The 21,181-nt window shown below is 69.5% G+C and carries 17 protein-coding genes; 11 read left to right on the top strand and 6 right to left on the bottom strand.

From position 1 onward, the window contains the following. Nucleotides 1-27: 27 nt before the first annotated feature. Complete coding sequence (locus OG344_RS08830) at nt 28-600, bottom strand: MFS transporter (protein WP_405087788.1); 573 nt, start codon at nt 598-600, stop codon at nt 28-30. A gap of 240 nt (nt 601-840) precedes the next feature. Between OG344_RS08830 and OG344_RS08825 the strand changes: the two genes are divergently transcribed. After that, entirely contained in the window at nt 841-1,410 is a 570-nt protein-coding gene (locus tag OG344_RS08825; protein WP_405087787.1) for an MFS transporter, read from the top strand. 52 nt (nt 1,411-1,462) lie between these two features. On the opposite strand, the gene OG344_RS08820 is transcribed toward OG344_RS08825, so the two are convergent. Beyond that, nucleotides 1,463-1,594: a hypothetical protein gene (locus OG344_RS08820; protein ID WP_405087786.1), complete on the bottom strand. Its 132-nt coding sequence runs from the start codon at nt 1,592-1,594 to the stop codon at nt 1,463-1,465. Between the two features lie 39 nt (nt 1,595-1,633). Between OG344_RS08820 and OG344_RS08815 the strand changes: the two genes are divergently transcribed. Then, nucleotides 1,634-2,224 (top strand): copper resistance protein CopC, encoded by a 591-nt coding sequence (locus OG344_RS08815; RefSeq protein WP_405087785.1) that lies wholly within the window; start codon nt 1,634-1,636, stop codon nt 2,222-2,224. Next, complete coding sequence (locus OG344_RS08810) at nt 2,221-2,817, top strand: copper resistance protein CopC (RefSeq protein WP_405087784.1); 597 nt, start codon at nt 2,221-2,223, stop codon at nt 2,815-2,817. Before OG344_RS08815 ends, OG344_RS08810 begins: the two co-directional genes overlap by 4 nt. A gap of 264 nt (nt 2,818-3,081) precedes the next feature. Here OG344_RS08810 and OG344_RS08805 read toward each other — a convergent pair whose 3' ends face one another. Continuing rightward, a complete protein-coding gene (locus OG344_RS08805; protein WP_405087783.1) occupies nt 3,082-3,975 on the bottom strand; it encodes a methyltransferase domain-containing protein in 894 nt (297 codons plus the stop codon). Between the two features lie 165 nt (nt 3,976-4,140). Beyond that, nucleotides 4,141-6,228 (bottom strand): alpha-galactosidase, encoded by a 2,088-nt coding sequence (locus OG344_RS08800; RefSeq protein ID WP_405089063.1) that lies wholly within the window; start codon nt 6,226-6,228, stop codon nt 4,141-4,143. Between the two features lie 659 nt (nt 6,229-6,887). Here OG344_RS08800 and OG344_RS08795 point away from each other — a divergent pair. From OG344_RS08795 to OG344_RS08765, 7 genes are all read left to right on the top strand, one after another. Then, entirely contained in the window at nt 6,888-7,355 is a 468-nt protein-coding gene (locus OG344_RS08795) for a general stress protein (protein ID WP_405087782.1), read from the top strand. A gap of 22 nt (nt 7,356-7,377) precedes the next feature. Continuing rightward, nucleotides 7,378-9,276 (top strand): molecular chaperone DnaK, encoded by a 1,899-nt coding sequence (gene dnaK, locus OG344_RS08790; RefSeq protein ID WP_405087781.1) that lies wholly within the window; start codon nt 7,378-7,380, stop codon nt 9,274-9,276. Nucleotides 9,277-9,284: 8 nt separating this feature from the next. Next, nucleotides 9,285-9,779 (top strand): nucleotide exchange factor GrpE, encoded by a 495-nt coding sequence (locus tag OG344_RS08785; RefSeq protein WP_405087780.1) that lies wholly within the window; start codon nt 9,285-9,287, stop codon nt 9,777-9,779. Beyond that, nucleotides 9,779-10,762 (top strand): DnaJ C-terminal domain-containing protein, encoded by a 984-nt coding sequence (locus OG344_RS08780; protein WP_405087779.1) that lies wholly within the window; start codon nt 9,779-9,781, stop codon nt 10,760-10,762. Before OG344_RS08785 ends, OG344_RS08780 begins: the two co-directional genes overlap by 1 nt. Beyond that, a complete protein-coding gene (locus OG344_RS08775; protein ID WP_405087778.1) occupies nt 10,759-11,085 on the top strand; it encodes a chaperone modulator CbpM in 327 nt (108 codons plus the stop codon). The genes OG344_RS08780 and OG344_RS08775 overlap by 4 nt, the downstream gene beginning before the upstream one ends. After that, nucleotides 11,076-13,694: an ATP-dependent chaperone ClpB gene (gene clpB / locus OG344_RS08770; RefSeq protein ID WP_405087777.1), complete on the top strand. Its 2,619-nt coding sequence runs from the start codon at nt 11,076-11,078 to the stop codon at nt 13,692-13,694. The genes OG344_RS08775 and clpB overlap by 10 nt, the downstream gene beginning before the upstream one ends. Nucleotides 13,695-13,806: 112 nt before the next feature. After that, on the top strand, nt 13,807-14,958 hold the full coding sequence (locus OG344_RS08765; RefSeq protein WP_405087776.1) for a glutathione-independent formaldehyde dehydrogenase: 1,152 nt from the start codon (nt 13,807-13,809) through the stop codon (nt 14,956-14,958). Between the two features lie 608 nt (nt 14,959-15,566). On the opposite strand, the gene OG344_RS08760 is transcribed toward OG344_RS08765, so the two are convergent. Continuing rightward, nucleotides 15,567-15,950 carry an ATP-binding protein gene (locus OG344_RS08760; protein ID WP_405089062.1) on the bottom strand — a complete coding sequence of 128 codons (384 nt, stop codon included), beginning with the start codon at nt 15,948-15,950 and terminating at the stop codon, nt 15,567-15,569. Between OG344_RS08760 and OG344_RS08755 the strand changes: the two genes are divergently transcribed. Further along, the gene (locus OG344_RS08755) at nt 15,844-17,475 is read left to right on the top strand and encodes an ISL3 family transposase (protein WP_405087775.1); all 1,632 of its coding nucleotides are present in this window, start codon (nt 15,844-15,846) and stop codon (nt 17,473-17,475) included. The two genes, OG344_RS08760 and OG344_RS08755, sit on opposite strands and share 107 nt — an antisense overlap. 589 nt (nt 17,476-18,064) lie before the next feature. Here the strand turns inward: OG344_RS08755 and OG344_RS08750 are convergent. Continuing rightward, nucleotides 18,065-21,160, bottom strand: a complete 3,096-nt coding sequence (locus tag OG344_RS08750) for a tetratricopeptide repeat protein (RefSeq protein ID WP_405087774.1) — start codon at nt 21,158-21,160, stop codon at nt 18,065-18,067. Between the last annotated feature and the right edge of the window lie 21 nt (nt 21,161-21,181).

Here is a 21,181-nt window from a genome sequence, read left to right as displayed (position 1 = left end):
GGAAAGAGCCCGCCGACCAGGTGACGGTCAGGCGGGAACAGTGCGAACGGTGCCGGGAGGGCCGCGCCGGCCCACCGAATGGCCGAGCAGAACCGACCGCGCGACCACCCGGCGCTCGATCACCGGGACGACGACCGCGCCGTACGCGGGGGCCGGGAAGGCGGCGAACACGATGCGCAGCCGGATCGCCAGCCGGCGCAGCAGGGCCCAGAGCAGGGCCTCGCCACGTGCCAGCCAGACCGCCGTCAGCGCGACCGCCCAGCCGTGCATGACCAGCATGCCCAGGCCGGGCACCAGCCCGGAGTGGACATGGACGCCGCTCATCGCGGAGTCGTCGGTGACCGGTCCCAGGGCGTGCGCGAACGAGAACAGCAGGTGGAGCGCCGCCTGCGAGGCCACCAGGGCCGGGAGGATCACGGCCAGCGTCCGCTCCCGCCGTGCGAGGGCGTGCGCGGGCAGGAAGGCGACGAACAGGGCCACGAGAACGGCGAGCGCGGAGACCGACCCGCCGCCGACAGCGTGCGCCCCGACGCCGAGCGCCACCGAGACCGCGGCGAACGCGGCGGCCCGTACGGCACGGAAGGGCAGGGTGGCTGTCATGGCGCCGCAATCATCGCACACCGCCTCCTCCACCCCCAGTACATGCGGTGCAAATCGTAATAATTGGGTCGAATGCCTCATGAAGGAGCGCGAGCGGTCGATGAGAACGAAGGAACCGGCGCGCGCACCCTGTCGCCCGGCACCGGTTCTCGCCTTCGTGCGGGGGCCCGAGCCCATCCTGAACGACCGATGGCGGCGGTATTGGGGCTGACCAGCCTTTGTGCGATAGTCGTTTTCATCATGCGCGCCGCCCTACCCCTGCGACTCGCGCGGTCGGCCGCCTTCACGGTCGTCTGCGTACTCCTCGCCGTAGGCGCGCACTGGTTCGCCGGCGGGGGCGCCCCGACTCTCCCCGCCCTTCTCGCAGGCGGAGCGGTCGTCATGACCACCGCCACGGCGATGGCGGGCCGGGAGAGGTCACCGTGGGTCGTCATCGGCCTGCTCCTGTCAGCCCAGGTCTTCCTGCACGAACTCCTCGGGTCGCGCTCGCCGTCGATGGAGACGACGGCCGTGGCGCACTCGCACCGGCTGGGAGTGAGCGCCGGGATGCTCACCGCGCATGTCACCGCGGCGGTGGTCACGGGGTGGTGGCTGTCGCGGGGCGAGGCGGCGCTGTGGTCGATCCTGCGCGGGATCGGCACGGGCGCGATCCACTGGCTCCGGGCCGTGCTCGCGGCGTGCCACGTCTTCGCCCGCCTACGCCCCCGCCCCCGGCTCGCGTCGTACGACCTGAGCCGCGAGCCCCGGCGCGAGGCCGTCCTGCGACACGCCGTCATCCGGCGCGGACCGCCGGTTCTCGTGTTCCTGTGATTCTCTCCGAGCCCTCCTGAGGGTTCCTTCGCGCGGCCTGCCCGCTCGGACGTCACGCCTGCCCGCGGAAGCGGCTCGCCTCGACGACCGCGGACCGCTCACGCCGGTCCGTACGGCCCGCGCGCTCGCAGGTGTTCACACACGACGACTGGAGATCCCCGATGACACCGCTGTCCGCCGTCACACGCCGGGCCACGGCCTCCCCGCATGCCTGGAGCCTGTCGTGAAGCGTCCCTCGCTCAGAGCGGTTCTCCTGTTCGGCATCGCGTGCCTCTTCGCGGTGGTGTTCGCCGCCCCCGCGTCCGCGCACGACAGCCTGAAGAAGAGCACACCCGCCGCGAACTCCGTCGTCTCCGGTCTCGGCGAGATCGAGCTGGAGTTCAGCGCGCATGTCAGTTTTCCCGTGGTCGTCCTTCATGACGCGACCGGACGCCGCTTCGAGTCGGGGACTCCACGCGTCAGCGACTCCATGGTGACGGAAGCGGTCTCGGGCCCGCTTCCCCCGGGCGGCTACACCATCGCCTGGCGGGTCGTCTCCTCCGACGGCCACCCCATCCAGGGGGAGATTCCGTTCGTCGTCGGATCATCGTCGGTGACGTCGGCCGGAGGTACGGCGCCGACCGCCACCCCGGTGGCCGGAGCGGACCGCCCGGATCGGGAGACCGGCACACCGGGCTGGATCTGGGCGGTCGTGGCCGCGGTCGCGGTACTCGGAGTGGCCGCCGTCCTGGTGGCGCGGGGCAGGAAACCGGCGACGCTCCCGGACAACTCGGAGGACCGCCCATCGGGCCACGAGAACGGTGAGGGCGAGTGACAGGGAAAACAGCCGGAGCGTTTCTGCTCCTCGGCCTTCTGTGCGCCGTCCTTGGAGTGTTCGCCGCACCGGCGCGGGCGCACGACACCCTGCGATCGAGCACACCCGTCAGCGACGCCGTGGTCTCCGGCCTCGATCTCATCGAGCTGGAGTTCAACAGCCACGTGCGTTATCCCGTCGTGCTCCTGCACGACGCGGCCGGGCAGCGCCTTCCGTCCGGCACACCCCGAGTCCGGGGCGCCAAAGTGACCGTGGACGTCGACGAGCCGCTTCCCTCCGGGAGTTACACCGTCGTATGGCGCGTCGTCGCCGCCGATGGCAGCCCCATCGAAGGGGAGATCCCCTTCACCGTGCGTTCCTCGTCGGCTCCGCCGCCGAGCGCTCCCGCGTCCAGCGCGCCCGTGACCAGCGCTCCGGTGCCCAGTGCTCCGGTGCCGTCGCGTACGCCCGTGCGCGCGATGGGCGGGACGGACGAGCAGGGCGGCCTCCCCGGCTGGACATGGGCGGCTGTGGCGGGGGCGGCACTCGCCGGAGCCGGGGCACTGCTGATGTGGCGGAGGAGGAAACCAGCTGACAGGGGCACCTCGTCCTGAGCCGCCTGGGCTTCTTCGGACATGGGGGCGCTGAAGCTCCTGCCGTGGCATCCTGCCGCGGCTCAGCGGGGCGTTACACGGAGCCCGGCCTGATGTGGCAGACGAAAATGGCGTCAGGGTTGTCTTCTTGTTTGTAGTCCGACCAGTCCGCGCCGCCGGTGTAGCGGTCCCAGTCCGCCTTGCTGATCTTCGTGCCGGGGTTGAATCGGCAATCAGCCTCCTCCGGGTCGGCGAAGGTCTCGGCGACAACGCCTGGATCCGCGCCTAACCGAGTGCCGGCGGGTGCTCGGCTGGACGGCGCCCCCAGGCCGAGATCAGCGGCGCGAGTGTCAGATCGAGTTCGCCCGCGTGGATGGCGGCCAGGTGCGCGTTGATCTCGGCGTCGTCGGCCAGGCCGGCCGCGAGCAGCTCGCCGCGCACGTGCCGGATGGTCGCCGCCTCCAGCCGGTCGCAGTCCGGCCCGCCGACCGGGAAAGAGCCCGCCGCGGCGACGTCTACCAAGCCGGCCTCACGCAGTGCCCGCGGCAGTGTCCGGCCGTAGCGCAGGTCCGCGCCGCGGCGCGCCAGCAGCTCCCGGACCGCGTCGCGCAGCCGGTTGGCCCGCCGCTGCGCCGGGCCGCTGTCGTCCAGGCATGCCAGTGGCTGCAGAGCCGTATCGGCGTCCTCGACCAGCAGCCAGCCGCCGGGCCGCAGCGCCGCCGCCATCGTGGCCAACGCCCGGGCCCGGTCGGGTACGTGGACCAGCACGAGCCGGGCGTGCACCAGATCGAACGTCCCCGGCTCCGGGGGCGGATCAGCGGCGACGTCGTGCCGGCGCACCTCGTAACCGTCGCCCGCCTTCAGCCACGACGGGTCGATGTCCGTGGCCAGCACGTACCCGGTCGGACCGACGGCCGCCGCGAGCGCCTCCGGGATACTGCGGCCACCGGCCCCCACCTCCCAGCAGCGCGAGCCGGCCCCGACCCCCAGCCGATCGAAGTGTCCCCGCGTCACACCGTCGAACAGCTCGGCCAGCCAGACGAATCGCTCGCCCGCCTCGGCGCGCGCGTTGTCCAGCAGGTACCCGCGGGCGGGAGCGGGCTCTCCACCGAGCGGGGTGGTCCCGCCTGTCGGATCCGGTCGGCCACCGACGTGCGGCGGGCGGGGCGAGGAGGTCATCACCACATGGTCACCTCCCCAGACGGCCGGCGCCACGACGACGCAGGAGGGATATCTCACACAGCCGGCGAAACCCACACGTCCCACAGGCCGGACTCTCGATCGGGCGAGACCTCACGGGGAGCGCCGGGCGATATCCGAGGGTTCCGAACTGCGCTTCTGCGCTCAGACCCGGAGGCAATGAAACAGGAAGGCGGTGCCTGGTCTGTCGGCGAACCGTGGGGCGGGAAGGCCGATGGCGGCGAGGGCGCGGCCGGTGAGCCGCACCTGGCTCGACGCCCAGTCGGGATGACGGTCGAGCGGTCCCGACACCTCGCCGGCGATGGCCTCGACGACGTACTCGGCGTCGGGGTCGAGCCCGGGCAGTCGCATCGGTGCCGTCCGCTCCACGACGCCGGTCTCCAGCTGCACATAGGCGTACACGGCCCGGCTCCGGTCGAGGGCCACGATGCCGTGGACCCACGCGGCGGGGTCGGGGTGGTCGGCCCGCACCACCTCGCCGGTATGCAGCAGCGGGCGCAGTTCCTTGTACAGGGCGATCCATTCTGCCAGCGCGGCCCGCTCGGCCGGGGCCCATGCGGTGATGTCGGCCTCGATCCCGGCATGTCCGAACAAAGCGGTGGCAGCCCGGAAACCGAGCGTGGTGACGCGCCCTGTGAGGTGGGATGGGGAGGAGCCGACGTGTGAGCCGATCAGCTCGTACGGCAGCAGCAGGCTGGTCCAGCGCTGGATGTGCTGGCGTTCGACGGGGTCGATGTTGTCCGAGCCCCAGACACGGTCGGTGCGCTCCAGAATGCCGAGATCGGCCCGGGCGCCGCCGGAGGAGCACGACTCGATTTCCAGGGTGGGGAACCGGGCGCGCAGCTCGTCCAGCAGCCGGTAGACGGCCTCGGTCTGCGCATGAGTCCCGGGCACGCCTTCGTGCACGGGCTCGGCCAGGTCACGGTTGTGATCCCACTTGATGTAGTCGATGCCGTACTCGACCACCGTGCTGCTGATCCGTTCCAGCAGGTAGGCGTACACCTCGGGATGCGCCAGGTCCAGAGTGTGCTGGCTGCGCCGGGGTAGCGGCCACCGCCGCGGGTCGGCCAGCAGCCAGTCCGGATGGGCACGGACCAGATCGGAGTCGACGTTGGCCATCTCGGGTTCGAACCACAGCCCGAACTGCATGCCGTGCTCGCGCACCCGCCGGACCAGTTTGTGCAGGCCGTCGGGCCAGACGGTCTCGTCCACGTACCAGTCGCCCAGGCCCGCGTCGTCGCTCCTGCGGTGGCGGAACCAGCCGTCGTCGACGACGAACCGCTCGGCCCCCACCTCCGCCGCGGCGTCGGCGAGCGCGAGCAGGCGGTCCTCGCGGTGGTCGAAGTAGACCGCCTCCCAGGTGTTCATCGTCACCGGGCGCGCCGATCCCGGATGATTCGCCCGGGCGCGCAGCATGGCGTGGAACCGGCGGCTCAACCCGTCCAGACCGGCGTCGGAGGCCGCGAAGTACACCCACGGCGTAATGTACGACTCCCCCCGGCCGAGCCGTACCTCGCCGGGTTCGAGCAGCTCGCCGGCGGCGAGCACGCTGTCCCCCTCCGGGAGCCGCTCGACGTACTGGACGTGGTTGCCGCTCCAGGCGATGTGCACCCCCCACACCTCACCGGTCCGAAACCCGAACCCCGGTGTGCCGACGACGAGCGGGCCGGCGTCGAACCAGGTCCGGCCACGGCGGTTCTCTCGTGACCAGGTGCCCTGGCGCAGCGGCGCCCGCTGCGGGGACCGCTCCCTGGCCCAGCGGCCGGCGAAGTCGAGCACCTCGCCGGCCTGCGCGGGCAGCGGCATCAGGCAGGCCAGGCGGTCCAGCGTGTACGGCGAGGTGGCGGTGTTGACGAGCGTGTGCCGCATCCGTAGCACACCCTGAGGCGTCAGCTCGATCTCAGTGATCAGGTCCAGGCCACAGTCAGGGTCCTGGGCGAGCGCCTCGACCCGGCTTCCGGTCACGGTGACGGCCTCGGCCAAGGTGAACCGGGACGGACGCCAACCGCTGTCGTGACGCCCGGACAGCACCGGTCGGCCGAACCAGCCGTCGCCCTGGCTGGGCACCACATCCTGGCCAGGCGCCGGCGGAAGCCCGGTGAGCGGTCCCGGGCAGACACCCCAGTACGCCACCCGCGGCGGGCGCGGGCCGGCGAGGTCGAGGACGACACCGACGCCGTCCGCGGACAAAGCGATCACCAGAGCTCCAAGCCAAAGGTATCGGGTAGGCATGGCCCCGGAGAACCTGCGAGAGGGAAGGGGCCGGCAGGTGGGTGGGGTGACGCACTCCTCATGCGGCGTTCGCCGGTGCGGTGGTCCCTCGGGGATGAGGTGGTTCTCGATGCCCTGCAGGGTCGCCATGTCGATAGGCGAATCGCAGGTGAAGCATAGGCGCAAGCGCTGGTCGAGAGCAGTCCCGACTGTCCCCGCCTCGCTCCGGCGGTGATCTCTCGATCCGGAAAGCGCCGCAAGAATCGATCGGCGCACCTACAACGAGCTGCCGTCGGCGACGCTCGCCGGGCCGTCCGGCGGGACGGGAAGGATGAATTTCGGGGAGCCACATGATGCCTGACCGAGTAAGTACGGAGTTGCTTCGCACCTGGCGCTCCCCCTGGGCGAACTGCCACTGCTCATGCAACGCAGATGAGGGACAGGAAGGGTGGTGCGAGGGAACGGCAGGCGGGATGCTGGCATGAGGGAGACGAAAATTCCGTCGGGGTGTTCCACAAGCCGGCGAGGGACCACGCGTCACAGGGATTGTTCTCGCTGGTAGAACCCGACACCGCCAACGTCGGAGGTGGCGTGCTTTCCGGTTCTCCCGCTCGGGCCGATGCGCACCGGCGCCGGAACGAGTTCTCTTCACGAGCTGGAATAGCCGAGGGGTTGGTCCCGTGAGCGTCCCGAGAACAGAAAAGCCCCACAAGGCGGTGCTGGCCACCTACAGCGGCTACGACGCGGCCCAGCACGCGGTGGACGTCCTGGCCCGCCACGACTTCCCGATCGCACACGTCACCATCGTGGGCTGCGATCTGAGGTGGGAGGAGAAGGTACTCGGGCGGTGGGGCCTCGGCAGGGCGCTCGTCACCGGCGCGGGTACCGGCGGCTGGATCGGTCTTCTCATCGGCTTGATATTCGCGATCTTCAGCCCGTGGGCCGGATGGGCCATCGGCTCCTCGATCGTGCTCGGGCTGATCTTCGGCCTCGTCTGGGGTGCGATCAGTCACGTGGTGCAGCACCGGGCGTTCGCCTCGATGCCCGCGGTCGTCGCCGACCACTACGACATCCTCGTGGACCCCGAATTCGCCGACGAGGCCCGGCGAGTGCTCACCGACGCTCGTGAGGCCGCTGCGCTCAGGTGAGCGCCAGGAGGGGGATGAGGACATGGCCAAGGCGGTGGGCATCGACCTCGGCACGACGAACTCGGTCATCGCGACCACCGAGGACGCGCACCCGACGGTCGTCCCGAACGCCGAGGGGGCGCGCACGACTCCCTCGGTGGTGGCCTTCACGGACCAGGGCGAGGTGCTGGTGGGCCAGATGGCCAGACGCCAGGCGATCCTCAACCCGAAGGGCACGATCTATTCGGCCAAGCGCTTCATCGGACGCAAGTTCGACGAGGTGCAGAGCGAGATCAAGGCGGTCTCGTTCGACGTCGTGCCGGGCCCGGACGGCGCCGTGCGGTTCAAGGTGCGCGACAAGCTGTACGCGCCGGAGGAGATCTCCGCCTTCGTGCTGCGCAAACTGGCCTCGGACGCCGGGAAGTTCCTGGGAGAGAAGGTCAACGAGGCCGTCGTCACGGTCCCCGCGTACTTCAACGACGCGCAGCGGCAGGCCACCAAGGACGCCGGCAAGATCGCCGGCCTGGAGGTCCTGCGGATCATCAACGAGCCGACCGCGGCGGCCCTGGCGTACGGCCTGGACAAGAAGGGCAACGAGACCGTTCTCGTCTTCGATCTGGGCGGGGGCACGTTCGACGTCAGCGTCCTCGACATCGGCGAGGGCGTCGTCGAGGTCCGCGCTACCTCGGGCGACACTCACCTGGGCGGCGACGACTTCGACCGGCGCGTCGTCGACCATCTGGCCGACGAGTTCCACCAGCAGCAGGGCATCGACCTGCGGCGCGATCCGCAGGCCCTCCAGCGGCTGTTCGAGGCCGCGGAGAAGGCCAAGGTGGAGCTGTCGGCGGTCACCCAGACGCAGGTCAGCCTGCCGTTCATCACGGCCGACGCGACCGGCCCCAAGCACCTGAACACGACACTCATGCGCTCGACCTTCGAGCAGATCACCCACGACCTGCTCGAACGCTGCCGGGGCCCGGTGGAGCAGGCCATGGCCGACGCGAAGCTGACGACGAACGACCTCGACGAGGTGATCCTCGTCGGCGGCTCCACCCGCATGCCGGCCGTACAGCAACTCGTGCGGCGGCTGGCGGGCAAGGAACCGAACATGACGGTCAACCCGGACGAGGTCGTGTCCGTCGGCGCGGCCGTCCAGGCCGCCATCATCAAGGGCGAACTGAAGGACGTCGTGCTGCTCGACGTCACTCCTCTGTCGCTCGGCGTCGAGACGCTCGGCGGCGTGATGACGAAGATCATTGACAGGAACACCACGATCCCGGCCCGCCGCACGGAGACGTTCAGCACGGCGGACGACAACCAGTCGGCCGTGGACGTGGTCATCCTGCAGGGCGAGCGCGAGCGGGCCGCCGACAACCGGGTGCTCGGCCGGTTCCGGCTGGAGAACATCCGGCCCGCGCCGCGCGGGGCGCCGCAGATCGAGGTCACCACCGACATCGACGCCAACGGCATCCTGAACGTCTCCGCCAAGGACAAGGACACCGGCGCCGAGCAGCGCATCACGATCAGCGAGAGCTCCAACCTGGACAGGAGCGAGATCGACCGGATGATCGCCGACGCGGAGCGGCACCGCACCGAGGACGCGCAGCTTCGCGCCACGATCGACGCGCGCAACGAGCTGGACTCGGTCGCCCACCAGGTGGAACGCCGGCTGTCGGAGCTGGGCGAGGCCGTCCCGGTGCACGAGAAGGCGCGGGCCGAGCAGCTGATCATGGACGCGCGTCAGGCGATCAAGGAGGAGGCGCCCGTCGACCGGCTGCGCGGCCTGACCGCGGAGCTGCAGCAGGTCTACCACGGCCTCGGCGTGGCGGCGTCCGCCGCCCAGGCCCAGACCCAGGGGCCGACTCAGACCGGGCCCGGCCAGGCCGCCGCCGGCCCCTCGGACGAGGACGTCATCGACGCCGAGTTCACCAGCTCCGAATAGCCCGTGACATGACCGAGCGGAATGAGACACCACCTCCGGAGCCCCGGCAGGCCGTCGAGGAATCCGTTGCGGAGAAGCTCGCCGAGCTGGAGGACCGGTGGCTGCGGGCCGTCGCCGAGCTCGACAACCTCCGCAAGCGTGCCGCGCGCGACTTGGACCGGCAGCGGATCGACGAGCGCACGCGGGTCGCGGCGGAGTGGCTGCCGGTGGTCGACAACCTCGAACTCGCGCTCAAGCACGCGGGCGCCGACGCCGACGCGGTGATCGAGGGGGTTCGGGCCGTCCGCGACCAGGCGGTCGGCGTGCTCGCACGCCTCGGCTTCCCGCGCGGGGACGACGTGGGTACGCGGTTCGACCCCGCCAGGCACGAGGCGGTCAGCACGGTCGCCGTCCCGGACGCCGACCCCGGCACCGTCGTCGAGGTCGTACGGCCCGGCTACGGCGACGGCGCGCTGCAACTACGCCCGGCCTCCGTCGTCGTCTCCACGAAGGCCGACGAGTGATGGCGGAGCGCGACTTCTACGAGATCCTGGGCGTGCCGAGAACGGCGAACCAGGACGAGATCCAGCGGGCCTACCGGAAGCTGGCCCGCACCTACCATCCCGACGTCAACAAGTCCCCCGACGCCGAGGACCGCTTCAAAGAGGTCTCGGAGGCGTACGAGGTGCTGTCGGACCCCGGGACGCGGCGGCGGTACGACGCGTTCGGACCGGACTTCCGCCGCGTACCCGAAGGCGTCGACCCGGCGACGTACGCCCGCGCCGGAGCGGGAGCCGGCGCGGGACCGGGCTGGGCGGGGCAGGGGCCCGGCTGGGCCCGCGGACCGGGCGGGGAGGAGATCCACTTCACCACCGGCGAGGGCTTCGAGGGCATCGACCTCGAAGACCTGCTCGGCGGCGTCTTCGGCAGGCGCAGGCGCGGCGCGACCGGCCGCGGCTGGGGCCCGGTGCCCGGCGCCGACCAAGAGGCCGAGCTGCCGCTCACGGTCGAGGAGGCCTACCGCGGCGGCCGGCGGACCATCACGATCCCCGGCCCGGGAGGCGGGCGGACCCTCCAGGTGAACATTCCCCCCGGGGTGACCGACGGCCAGCGGATCCGGCTCGCGGGCCAGGGCGGCGCGGGCGGCGACGGCGCCAGGACGGGCGACCTCTACCTGATCGCGCGGATCGCCGACCACCCCCGCTACCGCCTGGAGGGGCGAGACATCCACGTCCGCCTCCCGCTGACGCCGTCGGAGGCCGCGCTGGGTGCGACCGTCGCGGTCGACACGCCCGGCGGGGAGGCGAAGGTCAAGGTGCCGCCGGGCACCTCGTCCGGGCGCCGCCTGCGCCTGCGCGGACAGGGCATGCCTAACCCGCGCGGCCGGCCCGGAGACCTGCTGGCCGAGGCCCGGATCATGGTGCCGCCCACGCTCGGCGACGAGGAGCGCCGTCTGTACGAGCAACTGGCCAGGATCTCGGCGTTCAACCCGAGGAGCCCGTCATGACCTATCCGCTCGTCCGGCTCGCCCAGGTGGACGTCGGGCACCTGGACCTGGAGGGCTTCTCCCGGGCCACGGGACTGCACCCGGAACTGGTGCGTCGCCTCGTGGCGCTCGGGCTGATCGACGCCTGGACCGGCTTCTCGGGCGGCCTGTGCTTCCCGCCCGCCCAGGTCGCCGCCGTGGGGCGCCTTCAGCGCCTGCACGCGGGGCTCGCCGTCAACTACGCCTCCCTCGGCCTCGTGACGGACCTCCTGGACCGCATCGCGGAGCTGGAGGCGGCTCTGCGCACCCGTACGAGATGGACCGGAGACAGATCGTGGACCTGAACCGCCTGACGCAGAAGTCGCAGGAGGCCCTGCACGACGCCCAGACCGCGGCGATCCGCTTCGGACACACCGAGGTCGACGGGGAGCACCTGCTGCTGGCGCTGGTCCGGCAGCCCGACGGACTCGTCCCGCGCCTGCTGTCCGCCGCCGGCACCGACCCGGACAAGCTCCGGCTCGAACTGGAGCACGAGCTGGAGCGGCGGCCCCGCGTCACCGGTCCCGGCGCCGCTCCCGGCCAGGTCTACGTCACCCAACGGCTGTCGCGGCTGCTCGACGCCGCCGAGCGGGAAGCCGGCCGGCTGAAGGACGAGTACGTGTCGGTCGAGCACCTGCTGATGGCGCTGCTGGACGAGGGCGTCGACAGCGCGGCGGGCCGGCTGCTCAAGGGACACGGGCTGACCCGGGAGCGCTTCCTGCAGGTCCTGACGCAGGCACGCGGGAATCAGCGGGTGACCTCCGCCAATCCGGAGGTCGCGTACGAGGCGCTGGAGAAGTACGGGCGCGACCTCGTCGCCGCGGCGCGGGCGGACAAGCTCGACCCGGTCATCGGGCGGGACGGCGAGATCCGCCGGGTCGTCCAGATCCTGTCCCGCAAGAGCAAGAACAACCCGGTCCTGATCGGCGACCCGGGCGTGGGCAAGACGGCGATCGTGGAGGGCCTCGCGCAGCGCATCGCGCGCGGCGACGTGCCGGAGGGCCTGAAGGACAAGACGATCTTCAGCCTGGACATGGGCGCGCTCGTCGCGGGGGCGAAGTACCGCGGCGAGTTCGAGGAGCGCCTGAAGGCCGTGCTCACGGAGGTGACGGCGTCCGAGGGACGCATCCTGCTGTTCGTCGACGAGGTGCACACGGTGGTCGGCGCGGGCGCCGCCGAGGGGGCGATGGACGCCGGCAACATGCTCAAGCCGATGCTGGCCCGCGGCGAGCTGCACATGATCGGCGCCACGACGGTGGGGGAATACCGCAAGCACATCGAGAAGGACGCCGCGCTGGAGCGCCGCTTCCAGCCCGTCTTCGTCGACGAGCCGTCGGTCGAGGACTCCATCTCCATCCTGCGCGGACTGCGCGAGCGGCTGGAGGTCTTCCACGGTGTGAAGATCCAGGACGGCGCGATCGTCGCCGCGGTCGTGCTGAGCCATCGCTACATCTCCGACCGCTTCCTCCCCGACAAGGCGATCGACCTGGTCGACGAGGCGTGCGCCATGCTCCGTACGGAGATCGACTCGATGCCCGCCGAGCTGGACGAGCTGACCCGCCGGGTGACGCGCCTGGAGATCGAGGAGGCCGCGCTGGCCAAGGAGGACGACCCGGCGAGCCGGGAGCGCCTGGAGACGCTACGCAAGGAGCTGGCCGACCTGCGGGCAGAGGCCGACGCCATGCGGGCCCAGTGGGAGGCCGAGCGGCACGCACTGCGCAAGGTGCAGCAGCTGCGCGAGGAGATCGAGAGCGTACGCCGGGAGGCCGAGCAGGCCGAGCGCATGTACGACCTGAACCGCGCGGCCGAGCTGCGACACGGCAGGCTCCCCGAACTGGAGCGCAGGCTGCGTGCCGCGGAGGAACAGCTGGAGAGCAAGCAGGGCGGACACCGGCTGCTGCGCGAGGTGGTGACCGAGGAGGAGATCGCCGGCATCGTGTCGCGGTGGACCGGCATCCCGATCAGCCGCCTGCAGGAGGGCGAGCGGGAGAAGCTGCTACGGCTCGACGAGATCCTGCACCAGCGGGTGATCGGCCAGGACGAGGCCGTGCGGGCGGTCGCCGACGCCATCATCCGCGCGCGCTCGGGGATCAAGGACCCCCGCCGCCCGATCGGGTCGTTCATCTTCCTCGGGCCGACCGGAGTCGGCAAGACCGAGCTGGCCAAGACGCTGGCCGAGGCATTGTTCGACACCGAGGAGAACATCGTCCGCGTCGACATGAGCGAATACCAGGAGCGCCACACCGTCAGCCGCCTCGTCGGCGCCCCGCCCGGGTACGTCGGCTACGAGGAGGGCGGCCAGCTCACCGAGGCCGTGCGGCGCAAGCCCTACTCCGTGGTGCTCTTCGACGAGATCGAGAAGGCACACACGGACGTGTTCAACACCCTGCTGCAGGTGCTGGACGACGGGCGGCTCACCGACGCCCAGGGGCGCACGGTCGACTTCCGCAACACCGTGATCATCATGACGTCCAACATCGGCTCGCACTACCTCAGTGAGAAGGCGGCGCCGTCGGGCGAAATCGACCCGGAGGTGCGCGAGATGGTCATGGCGGAGCTGCGCGCCCGCTTCCGCCCCGAGTTCCTCAACCGCATCGACGACATCGTGCTGTTCAAACCGCTCACCGAGGCCGAGATCGAGCAGATCGTCAAGCTGATGTTCAACGACATCGGAGCGCGGCTCGCCGAGCGCAGGATGACGCTCGAGATCAGCCCGGAGGCGGTCCGCCACATCGCCGAGCGCGGGTTCGACCCGATCTACGGAGCCCGCCCGCTGCGGCGTTACATCGCCCGCGAGGTGGAGACCCGGGTCGCGCGGGCGCTGGTCGCCGGCGACGTCCGCGACGGCGCGACCATCCGGGTGGAACTGTCCGGCGGCGAGATCGTGGTCACGTACGAGAACCCGGAGGGCTGACCGATGCCGCGCACGTTCACCATCCTCGATCCCGGCCTGAAGAATCCGAGGACCGAGCAGTGGGAACGCGTGATCCGCGTTTTTGAGCTGCTTCTCTAGAAGCGAGGACATCATGAAGGCAGTCGTATACGAGGGACCCCGACAGGTCGGCGTCAAGAACGTCCCGGACGCGCGGATAGAGACGCCCACCGACGTCCTGGTCCGTGTGACCACGACCAACATCTGCGGGTCGGACCTGCACATGTACGAAGGCCGGACCGACCTGGAGCCGGGCCGTGTCCTCGGCCACGAGAACCTCGGCGAGGTGGTCGAGGTGGGGCCGGGAGTGGTACGCGTCCGCGTCGGCGACATGGTCTGCGTGCCGTTCAACGTCGCGTGCGGCTTCTGCGCCAACTGCGAGAGAGGCCTGACCGCCTTCTGCCTCACCACCAACCCGGAGCCGGGAGTGGACGGGGCCGCCTACGGCTTCGCGGACATGGGCCCGTACAACGGCGGTCAGGCCGAGCTGCTGCGCGTGCCGTTCGGCGACTTCAACTGCCTGGTCCTGCCGGACGACGCGCGGGAGAGGCAGAGCGACTACGTCATGCTGGCCGACATCTGGCCCACCGGCTGGCACGCGACCCAGCTCGCCTGTGTGCAGGCCGGCGACTCGGTCGTGATCTACGGGGCGGGGCCGGTCGGCCTGATGGCCGCCTACTCCGCGACGTTCAGGAGCGCGGGCATGGTGATGGTCGTGGACCGCCACCCGGACCGGCTGGCCAAGGCCGAGGAGATCGGGGCGATCCCGATCGACGACTCCAAGACGTCGCCGGTCGACCAGGTCATGGAGCTCACGCACGGCAGGGGCGCCGACCGGGGCTGCGAGTGCGTGGGCTACCAGGCGCACGACCCCCAGGGGCACGAGCATCCCAACATGACGCTGAACAATCTCGTCAAGTCGGTGAGGTTCGCCGGGACGATCGGGGTCGTGGGCGTGTTCATCCCCATGGATCCCGGCAGCCCCGACGACCTCTACAAGCAGGGCGAGATCGCCTTCGACTACGGGATGTTCTGGTTCAAGGGCCAGACCATGGGCAACGGCCAGTGCAACGTCAAGAACTACAACCGGCAGCTCTGCACCCTCATCCACGAGGGGAAGGCCCGGCCGTCGTGGGTCGTCTCACACGAGCTGGATCTGGACGACGCGCCCGGCGGCTACGAGCACTTCGACCGGCGGGATCCTGGCTGGACCAAGGTCGTCCTGCATCCCGCCGGCACCGGCTGACCCTCCCGTGGCGGCCGCGGGGCCCCGCGGTCCGACCGCCGGCAGTGAGGGGGACGCGCCATGTGCATGCCGGACGCCCGCTGGCTCAAGCAAAGGCTGCACGACGCCTTCAACAGGCACGATCTGGACGAGGTGATCCAGTGTCACAGTCAGGACGCGGTCCTGGTGACCCCGGCGGGCGTCGCGGAGGGGCACGGAGAGTTAGCTCGTGAACGACCCGCTCTGGTTCTCGCTTGCACGGGATGGCGACGTCATGCGCAGGCGCTAGCCGCTCGCGGTAGCCGGACAGAGCGTCGCTGGTGGCTCTGGTCTGGGGCGAGGCCGAGGCGTTCTGCATGCTGGGGATCGCAGCCGGTGCAGGCCGGATGCTTGACCCTGGGCCGCTTCATAAGTGACTGCCTCGGCAGTCCTCATCGTGTCGATCTGGACTGATCTCTGTCACCTGGTCAGGGGCGGTCCCACCAACAAATGGCTAACAAACGATCAAAAGGCCAGGTCCCTGATCTTGGGAACTGGCCTCTGAGCTGGTGATACGTGGTGGGGCTACCAGGACTTGAACCTGGGACCTCTTCCTTATCAGCCTTTACATCTCGTTCAACCCTGTGTAGTCATTGCGCTACCCTCCGAGTAAAATCGCAGGTGAAGAGCCATTCTGCTGCCATCAGGTGCCGCCAACAGTCGGCTCGTCCCGGACGGTCCTGGTGGCAAGTCGATGGCACAAGATCACCTAGCGAGAGGGGTGAGCGCCGTTGGGATTCTCCCGACCCCGCGTCGGAAAGGACGGCAAGGTTCGCTACGCGGCCGTCTACCGGCCGTTTCAACGACCGCTGGTGGTCGAAGTCGAAGTCCTCCAGCGCTTTTCGGGCAGGAAAGCGGGCGGCGCGGATGCGGGCCTCACCGCCGTGCGATTCGCGGGCGGCGACCTCACGCTGCAGGCAGGCGGCCGGCGTCGTTGTTGACCGCGTGGAGGTGGCCGAGGCGTACGTGACGATCTGGGTTCGTCCCCGTGCCGAGCAGGGCACATGCCCGAAGTGCGGGTGCGTCTCCACTCGTGTGCATAGTCACTATGAGCGACGGCTCGCTGATGCGGCGTTCGGCGGTCGCAGGGTGCTGATCCGGGTGCTGTCCCGCCGGTTCTTCTGCGACAACAGCCTCTGCCCCGCCCAGACGTTCGCCGAGCAGATCGCAGGCTTGACCAGGCCGTACGCGCGGCGGAGCCCGTTGTTGACCGGGATGCTGGATGCGATCGCGCTGGCGTTGGCGGGCCGCGCGGGTGCCCGCCTGGCCGACCTGCTCGGGCTGAGGACCAGCCGCAGCACGCTGCTGCGCCGGATCCGGGCGATGCCCGATCCGGAGATAGGTGTGGTGACTGTGCTCGGGGTGGACGATTTCGCGTTCCGCCGTGGCCACGTCTACGGAACGATCCTGATCAACATGGACACCCATGACCCGGTCGACGTGCTGCCCGACCGGGAGGCCGAGACGCTGGCCGCATGGCTGCGCGCGCACCCGGGCGTCGAGGTGATCTGCCGGGACCGCGCCGGAGCCTATGCCGACGGCGCCCGTACCGGCGCACCGGACGCCATCCAGACTGCTGACCGCTGGCATCTGTGGAACAACCTGGGCAAATACGTGGAGAAGACGGTGGCCGCCCACCACCACTGTCTGCGCCGCGCCGACCCTGCCCAGCCAGCCCCGGTCGCCGGCAAACCCGACCGCGACCTGCAGCAACTGGCCGACAACGCGGCTAAGGCCCGCGCGGAGACCAGCGCGATCGTGGTCCGCACGCGCGAACGCTACGCCAAGGTCCAGGCGTTGAAGGCCGCAGGTAAGGGCATCAAGCCGATCATGCGCGAGCTCGGCCTGGCCAAGGAGACCGTCCGCCGGTTCTACCGCGCCGAGACGGCCGAGGACGTCGTGGCCACCAGCGTGGCCGGGCGGCCGAGCAAGCTTGACCCGTACAAGCCTCACCTGCATGAACGCTGGAACCAGGGCTGTACCAATGTCCTGGAACTGCACCGCGAGATCGCCGCGCGGGGGTACCGAGGCAGCTACGGCTCGGTCCGCGACTACCTGGCCCCGTTCCGCGAGACCCGCGTCGCGCCGCCCGCCGTCACCAAGCCGCCCAAGGTGCGCACCCTCACCGCGTGGATCATGACCCATCCCGACAACCTCGACAGCGACGACCAACTCGCCCTCAAGCAGGCACTCGCCGACTGCCCGCACCTGGATGTCCTTGCCGGGCATGTACAGGGCTTCGCCCAGATGATGCTCGAACGTCGCGGCGATCGGCTCGACGACTGGATGGCGAAGGTCGACGCCGACGACCTGCCCTACCTGCGGTCCTTCACCAAAGGCCTCCGACAAGACCACGCGGCCGTCCTCAACGGCCTGACCCTGCAGCACAGTTCCGGCGCTGTCGAGGGCAACGTCAACCGGCTCAAGATGCTCAAGCGGCAGACCTACGGCCGCGCCACCTTCGACCTGCTTCGCAAGCGCGTGCTCCTCACAACGTGATGCTCATAGGGGGTCGTGATGATCACGAGATGTGGGCCAGATCCAGTTTTCACGTGTCGTCGACAGCTGTTTCGGACAGATGGGATGGCAACGTAACTCCACGCTCTAGGAGCGTGCCGTCCCAAGTGAGGCCCAACCGTGGGCGCCAGTTGCATCCTCTCGCGGTGCGGGTCCTTCGGCGGCTGACGATGGGCCCGGGCTGCTTCCATCGTCCCGAATGGCTGGCATGGTCGTCCTGCTGCTGACGGTCGTGCTCGTGTACGCCGAGTTGAACTGGCCGGGCCGCTTGTTGGGATTGGGCTGGGGAGCCGCTCTCGTGACCGCTGGCGGCTGAGCCTCGGCGATCCCGCGACCCTCACGCCTGGCCCTCGGCCTCCTACTCGGCTCGGTCGTGCCCATGCTCGTGATCGGCGGTGATCTTGAAACGTGAGCCAAGTCAGGTCCATCAAACCCAGCACTTGACACCTCTGCGGATGCAACCTGGGCTTTCATTCACGTGTCGTCGACACCACTCCGGCCGACCGCACCCCGAGACAGAAAAATGAGCGCGTCTACGGCTTCGCGAGCCGAGACTTCGCGCCTTGGCGACTCATGACGGTTCATCGCCGTTGAGCTTCTGGCTTATATTCAAGGCCTCCGTGTGAAGCCCGCCGAATTCCCTGGGGCGTTGGCCGGCAAGAGGCCTGAGGATCTCGATCGCCTCGGAGAGGCTACTTCTTGCTCGATCGGCATGCTCGCCGGTCCGCATCAGTGCTTTCGTCAGGGTGGTCAGCGCCCTCGCCAAGCCAGAGCCGTCTGTGGTGCCAGCCAGGGCGCGGTGTATCTCGACGGCTTCCTCCGCCGCGTTCAGCGCCGATCGTGGCCGCCCAGCATCCAGCAGGAATGCCGCGTGGTTGACCAGCGCTTGCGCGAGCCCAGGGCCATGCATGACGTGGTTGTCCCGGGTCAACTTGCGGTACATCGCTTGCGCCTTCTCGGAGGCCGCCAGCGCTTCGTCCCGATGCCCCAGTATCCACGCCACTCTGGCCATATGACTCATCGACATCGCCAGAGCGGGCAGATGCGCCGCGGGGTTGTCATTCCGCAGGCGACGGCGAAGCTCGACGGCATCCCGTGCCAGGTCGTACGCCGCGAACGGCTGATGCAACAAGTCCAGCATCTGCACGCTGAGGTTGTGCAGCGTCATCGCCAGGTCGGGCTCGTACGCGGCCGGATTATCGCGGGCCAGCCCGTGATACAGACTCATGGCTTCCGTGGTCGCCTGCACCGCCTCCAGGTCACCCAACAGCGACAACTGCTTACCGAGGTTGGTCAACGCCGCGGCAAGTCCGGGCTCGTGAGCAGAACGATTGACCGCGACCAGTCGCCGGTATATCTCAACGGCTTCCAGTGTCGCCTTCCGCGCCATCTCCGGCTCACGCACCTCCAACTGGAAACCGAGGGCGATCAACGCTCCGGCGAGGTCAGCATCGTGAGCGGAGGGATTGTCGCGCGCCAGTTCACGAAGAACATCCACGGCATACCCTGCCGGTTGGCCGGCCTGGTCACGGCGGCCGGATTGTGCGAGTTTCGCGCCCAGATTCATCGCGGACTTGGCCAGATCGGGAAGGTGTGTCGCTGGGCTGCCCCCGGCCAGACGGCGGCGAATCCCCAAAGACTCCTGGGCTGCGCGCACCGCGTCCTCGGGCCGTCCGAGCTCCGAAAACTGTGTGGCCGCGTTGGACAGCGAACGGGCAAGGCCAGGCTCGTGCTGGTCGGGATCGTTCCGGACCAGCACCCGGTATGTCTGGATCGCCTCGTCGGTGGCCTTGAGCGCCTGATCCCACCTACCTAGGCCGGCCCAGGCACGTCCCAGGTTGTTCAGAGCCAAGGCACGATGGGCCGCGTGGCGAGCCGCCTCCTTCCTGGGCAGCTTGCCGAGGAGTGCGATGGCCTCCTCAGCGGCCTCCCTCGACGAATCCCACCTTTCGAGATCGCCCAGATTGGACGAGTGGTTGATCAATGCTTGCGCATGGAGCAGCAGATACAGTTTGGCCTGTGTGACGTGCGGCCCTGGAGATACGCCTGCCCGTCGCGATTCGGATACCGCCGCTTCTGACGCGGTCGCTGCCTCTTCGCGCATCCCCGCGTGCCTCAGCCGGACTGCAGCGCTATTGAGGACATATGCGCGAAGGAGCGGATCCCTCGTCCTCGCGATGATGCCGTCCGCGTATCGGAGGGCGATGGCCGCCATACCGGCATCGAGATCGATGTGCCGGTCGGACGGCAGGTGGGCATGGATGTCGAACAAGACAGCCCAGTCGAGGTCAACGAGGTCAGCCAGCGCGATCAGGGCTGCGCTGCCCGCCTCCAGAGCAAGCCCCGGGTCGGCTGCAAGGATCCTGTTCAAGTGGGAGGCCACGTGAGGCCATCGGTCTCGTGCGGCGGCTGCGGTCAGAAATGTCATCACACGGGCAGCGTGCGCCGGTGGGCGGCCATCGGCCTCGCGGGCGACGAGGATGTCGAGGATCGACGGGGCCCAAGGCGCTGGAGGGTGCGCGGCGACGTTGTGCGCCGGAAGGTGGAGTGCCAGGAAGTCCTCGGCGAGGCGATCGGGATACATCGGCTCGAGAACCGCCTCGCCATCGGCTGCCGGGTAGCAGACGGCGTGGTCGTCGAGGAGCTGGTCGAGGTGGGTCTCCAAGCCGACGCTACGCAGGATCGCCTCGGCATGAGGATAGGTGGTGGGGCCGGTCAGCGTGGCGGTGAAGACGGCCCGGTCCATCTTTGAAGGCCGTGTGTGGAAATCGAGCCCTTCCAAATGTCGTTCATACAGCGCCGTCCAGTGCCCGCGCTCGCGATCGAGCAGATACACCGAAAGGCCGACCATGTCGGCCGGAGGGCGTACGCCTTCGACGTGGGCGTCGACACCGACCAGGGCCGCCACGTGCAGGCCGAGGGTCAGCCCGAAGTCGGGATGCTTCAGCGAGGGCGTTGCCACCTCGGCCGGGTCCGCAAGACCGTAACGGGCCGCGAAGGCGTCACGAGCGGCCGTGAACATTCGTTCCCGTTCACGGAGATCGCCGTCAGAAAGGTGTTCCAGCGCCTGGTCGGTGGTGTCGGCCAGGAGGGGAGGCTTGGCCAGTTCGGCTCGTACAGCGGACCACGGCCGAATCGTGCGGGCCAGCAGCAGCACGCGGACCGGCCCACCCTGGCTGAAGACTTTGTTGCTGAACAACCAGCTGAACTGCGAAAGCGGCCACCGGTCAGCGTAGTCCACGATCACCAGAAGACCGGCGCTGTCGGTGAGCCGGAGATCTTCATGGCGTTCAGAAGATCGAAAGACCGTGCCCTGCAGGGCGGTGGTGATGACCTTCCAGCCGACTGCGGCACTACGCTGGGCCAGCTCCGCCGCCAGCCGTGTCTTCCCCTGCCCGCCGGGGCCGTGCAGCCACCGCACGCCGACCGCAGAGCCAGACTGATCGCGCCAGCGCGTCAGCTCATCGAGTTCCCGATGACGGCCGATGAAATCGACGATCTGGAAGCGAGCGTTGAGCATGCGGCTGGGCTGAGAAAGCAACGTGGCGGTATCGGGCTGCTCACTGGGGCGATGCTCGGTCAACACCCACATGGGCCCACGGCCCTGGAAGACATTCACATCAGCATTGACCGCACCATAGGCGAACCCGCCTTCCGCGCGCAGCACCTGCCGATGATTCTCAGGCTC

The organism is Microbispora sp. NBC_01389, assembly GCF_045040095.1.
In the GTDB taxonomy this organism is placed as follows: Bacteria; Actinomycetota; Actinomycetes; order Streptosporangiales; family Streptosporangiaceae; genus Microbispora.
Note: the sequence above shows the minus strand (reverse complement) of the source record. Positions and strands in the feature narration are given on the sequence as shown.

What these genes read in the sequence shown, in the direction of transcription:
- OG344_RS08830 (WP_405087788.1), bottom strand. Translation starts at nt 600, where the DNA reads ATGACAGCCACCCTGCCCTTCCGTGCCGTACGGGCCGCCGCGTTCGCC.
- OG344_RS08825 (WP_405087787.1), top strand. Translation starts at nt 841, where the DNA reads ATGCGCGCCGCCCTACCCCTGCGACTCGCGCGGTCGGCCGCCTTCACG.
- OG344_RS08805 (WP_405087783.1), bottom strand. Translation starts at nt 3,975, where the DNA reads ATGACCTCCTCGCCCCGCCCGCCGCACGTCGGTGGCCGACCGGATCCG.
- OG344_RS08800 (WP_405089063.1), bottom strand. Translation starts at nt 6,228, where the DNA reads ATGCCTACCCGATACCTTTGGCTTGGAGCTCTGGTGATCGCTTTGTCC.
- dnaK (WP_405087781.1), top strand. Translation starts at nt 7,378, where the DNA reads ATGGCCAAGGCGGTGGGCATCGACCTCGGCACGACGAACTCGGTCATC.
- OG344_RS08785 (WP_405087780.1), top strand. Translation starts at nt 9,285, where the DNA reads ATGACCGAGCGGAATGAGACACCACCTCCGGAGCCCCGGCAGGCCGTC.
- OG344_RS08780 (WP_405087779.1), top strand. Translation starts at nt 9,779, where the DNA reads ATGGCGGAGCGCGACTTCTACGAGATCCTGGGCGTGCCGAGAACGGCG.
- OG344_RS08775 (WP_405087778.1), top strand. Translation starts at nt 10,759, where the DNA reads ATGACCTATCCGCTCGTCCGGCTCGCCCAGGTGGACGTCGGGCACCTG.
- OG344_RS08765 (WP_405087776.1), top strand. Translation starts at nt 13,807, where the DNA reads ATGAAGGCAGTCGTATACGAGGGACCCCGACAGGTCGGCGTCAAGAAC.
- OG344_RS08755 (WP_405087775.1), top strand. Translation starts at nt 15,844, where the DNA reads ATGCGGGCCTCACCGCCGTGCGATTCGCGGGCGGCGACCTCACGCTGC.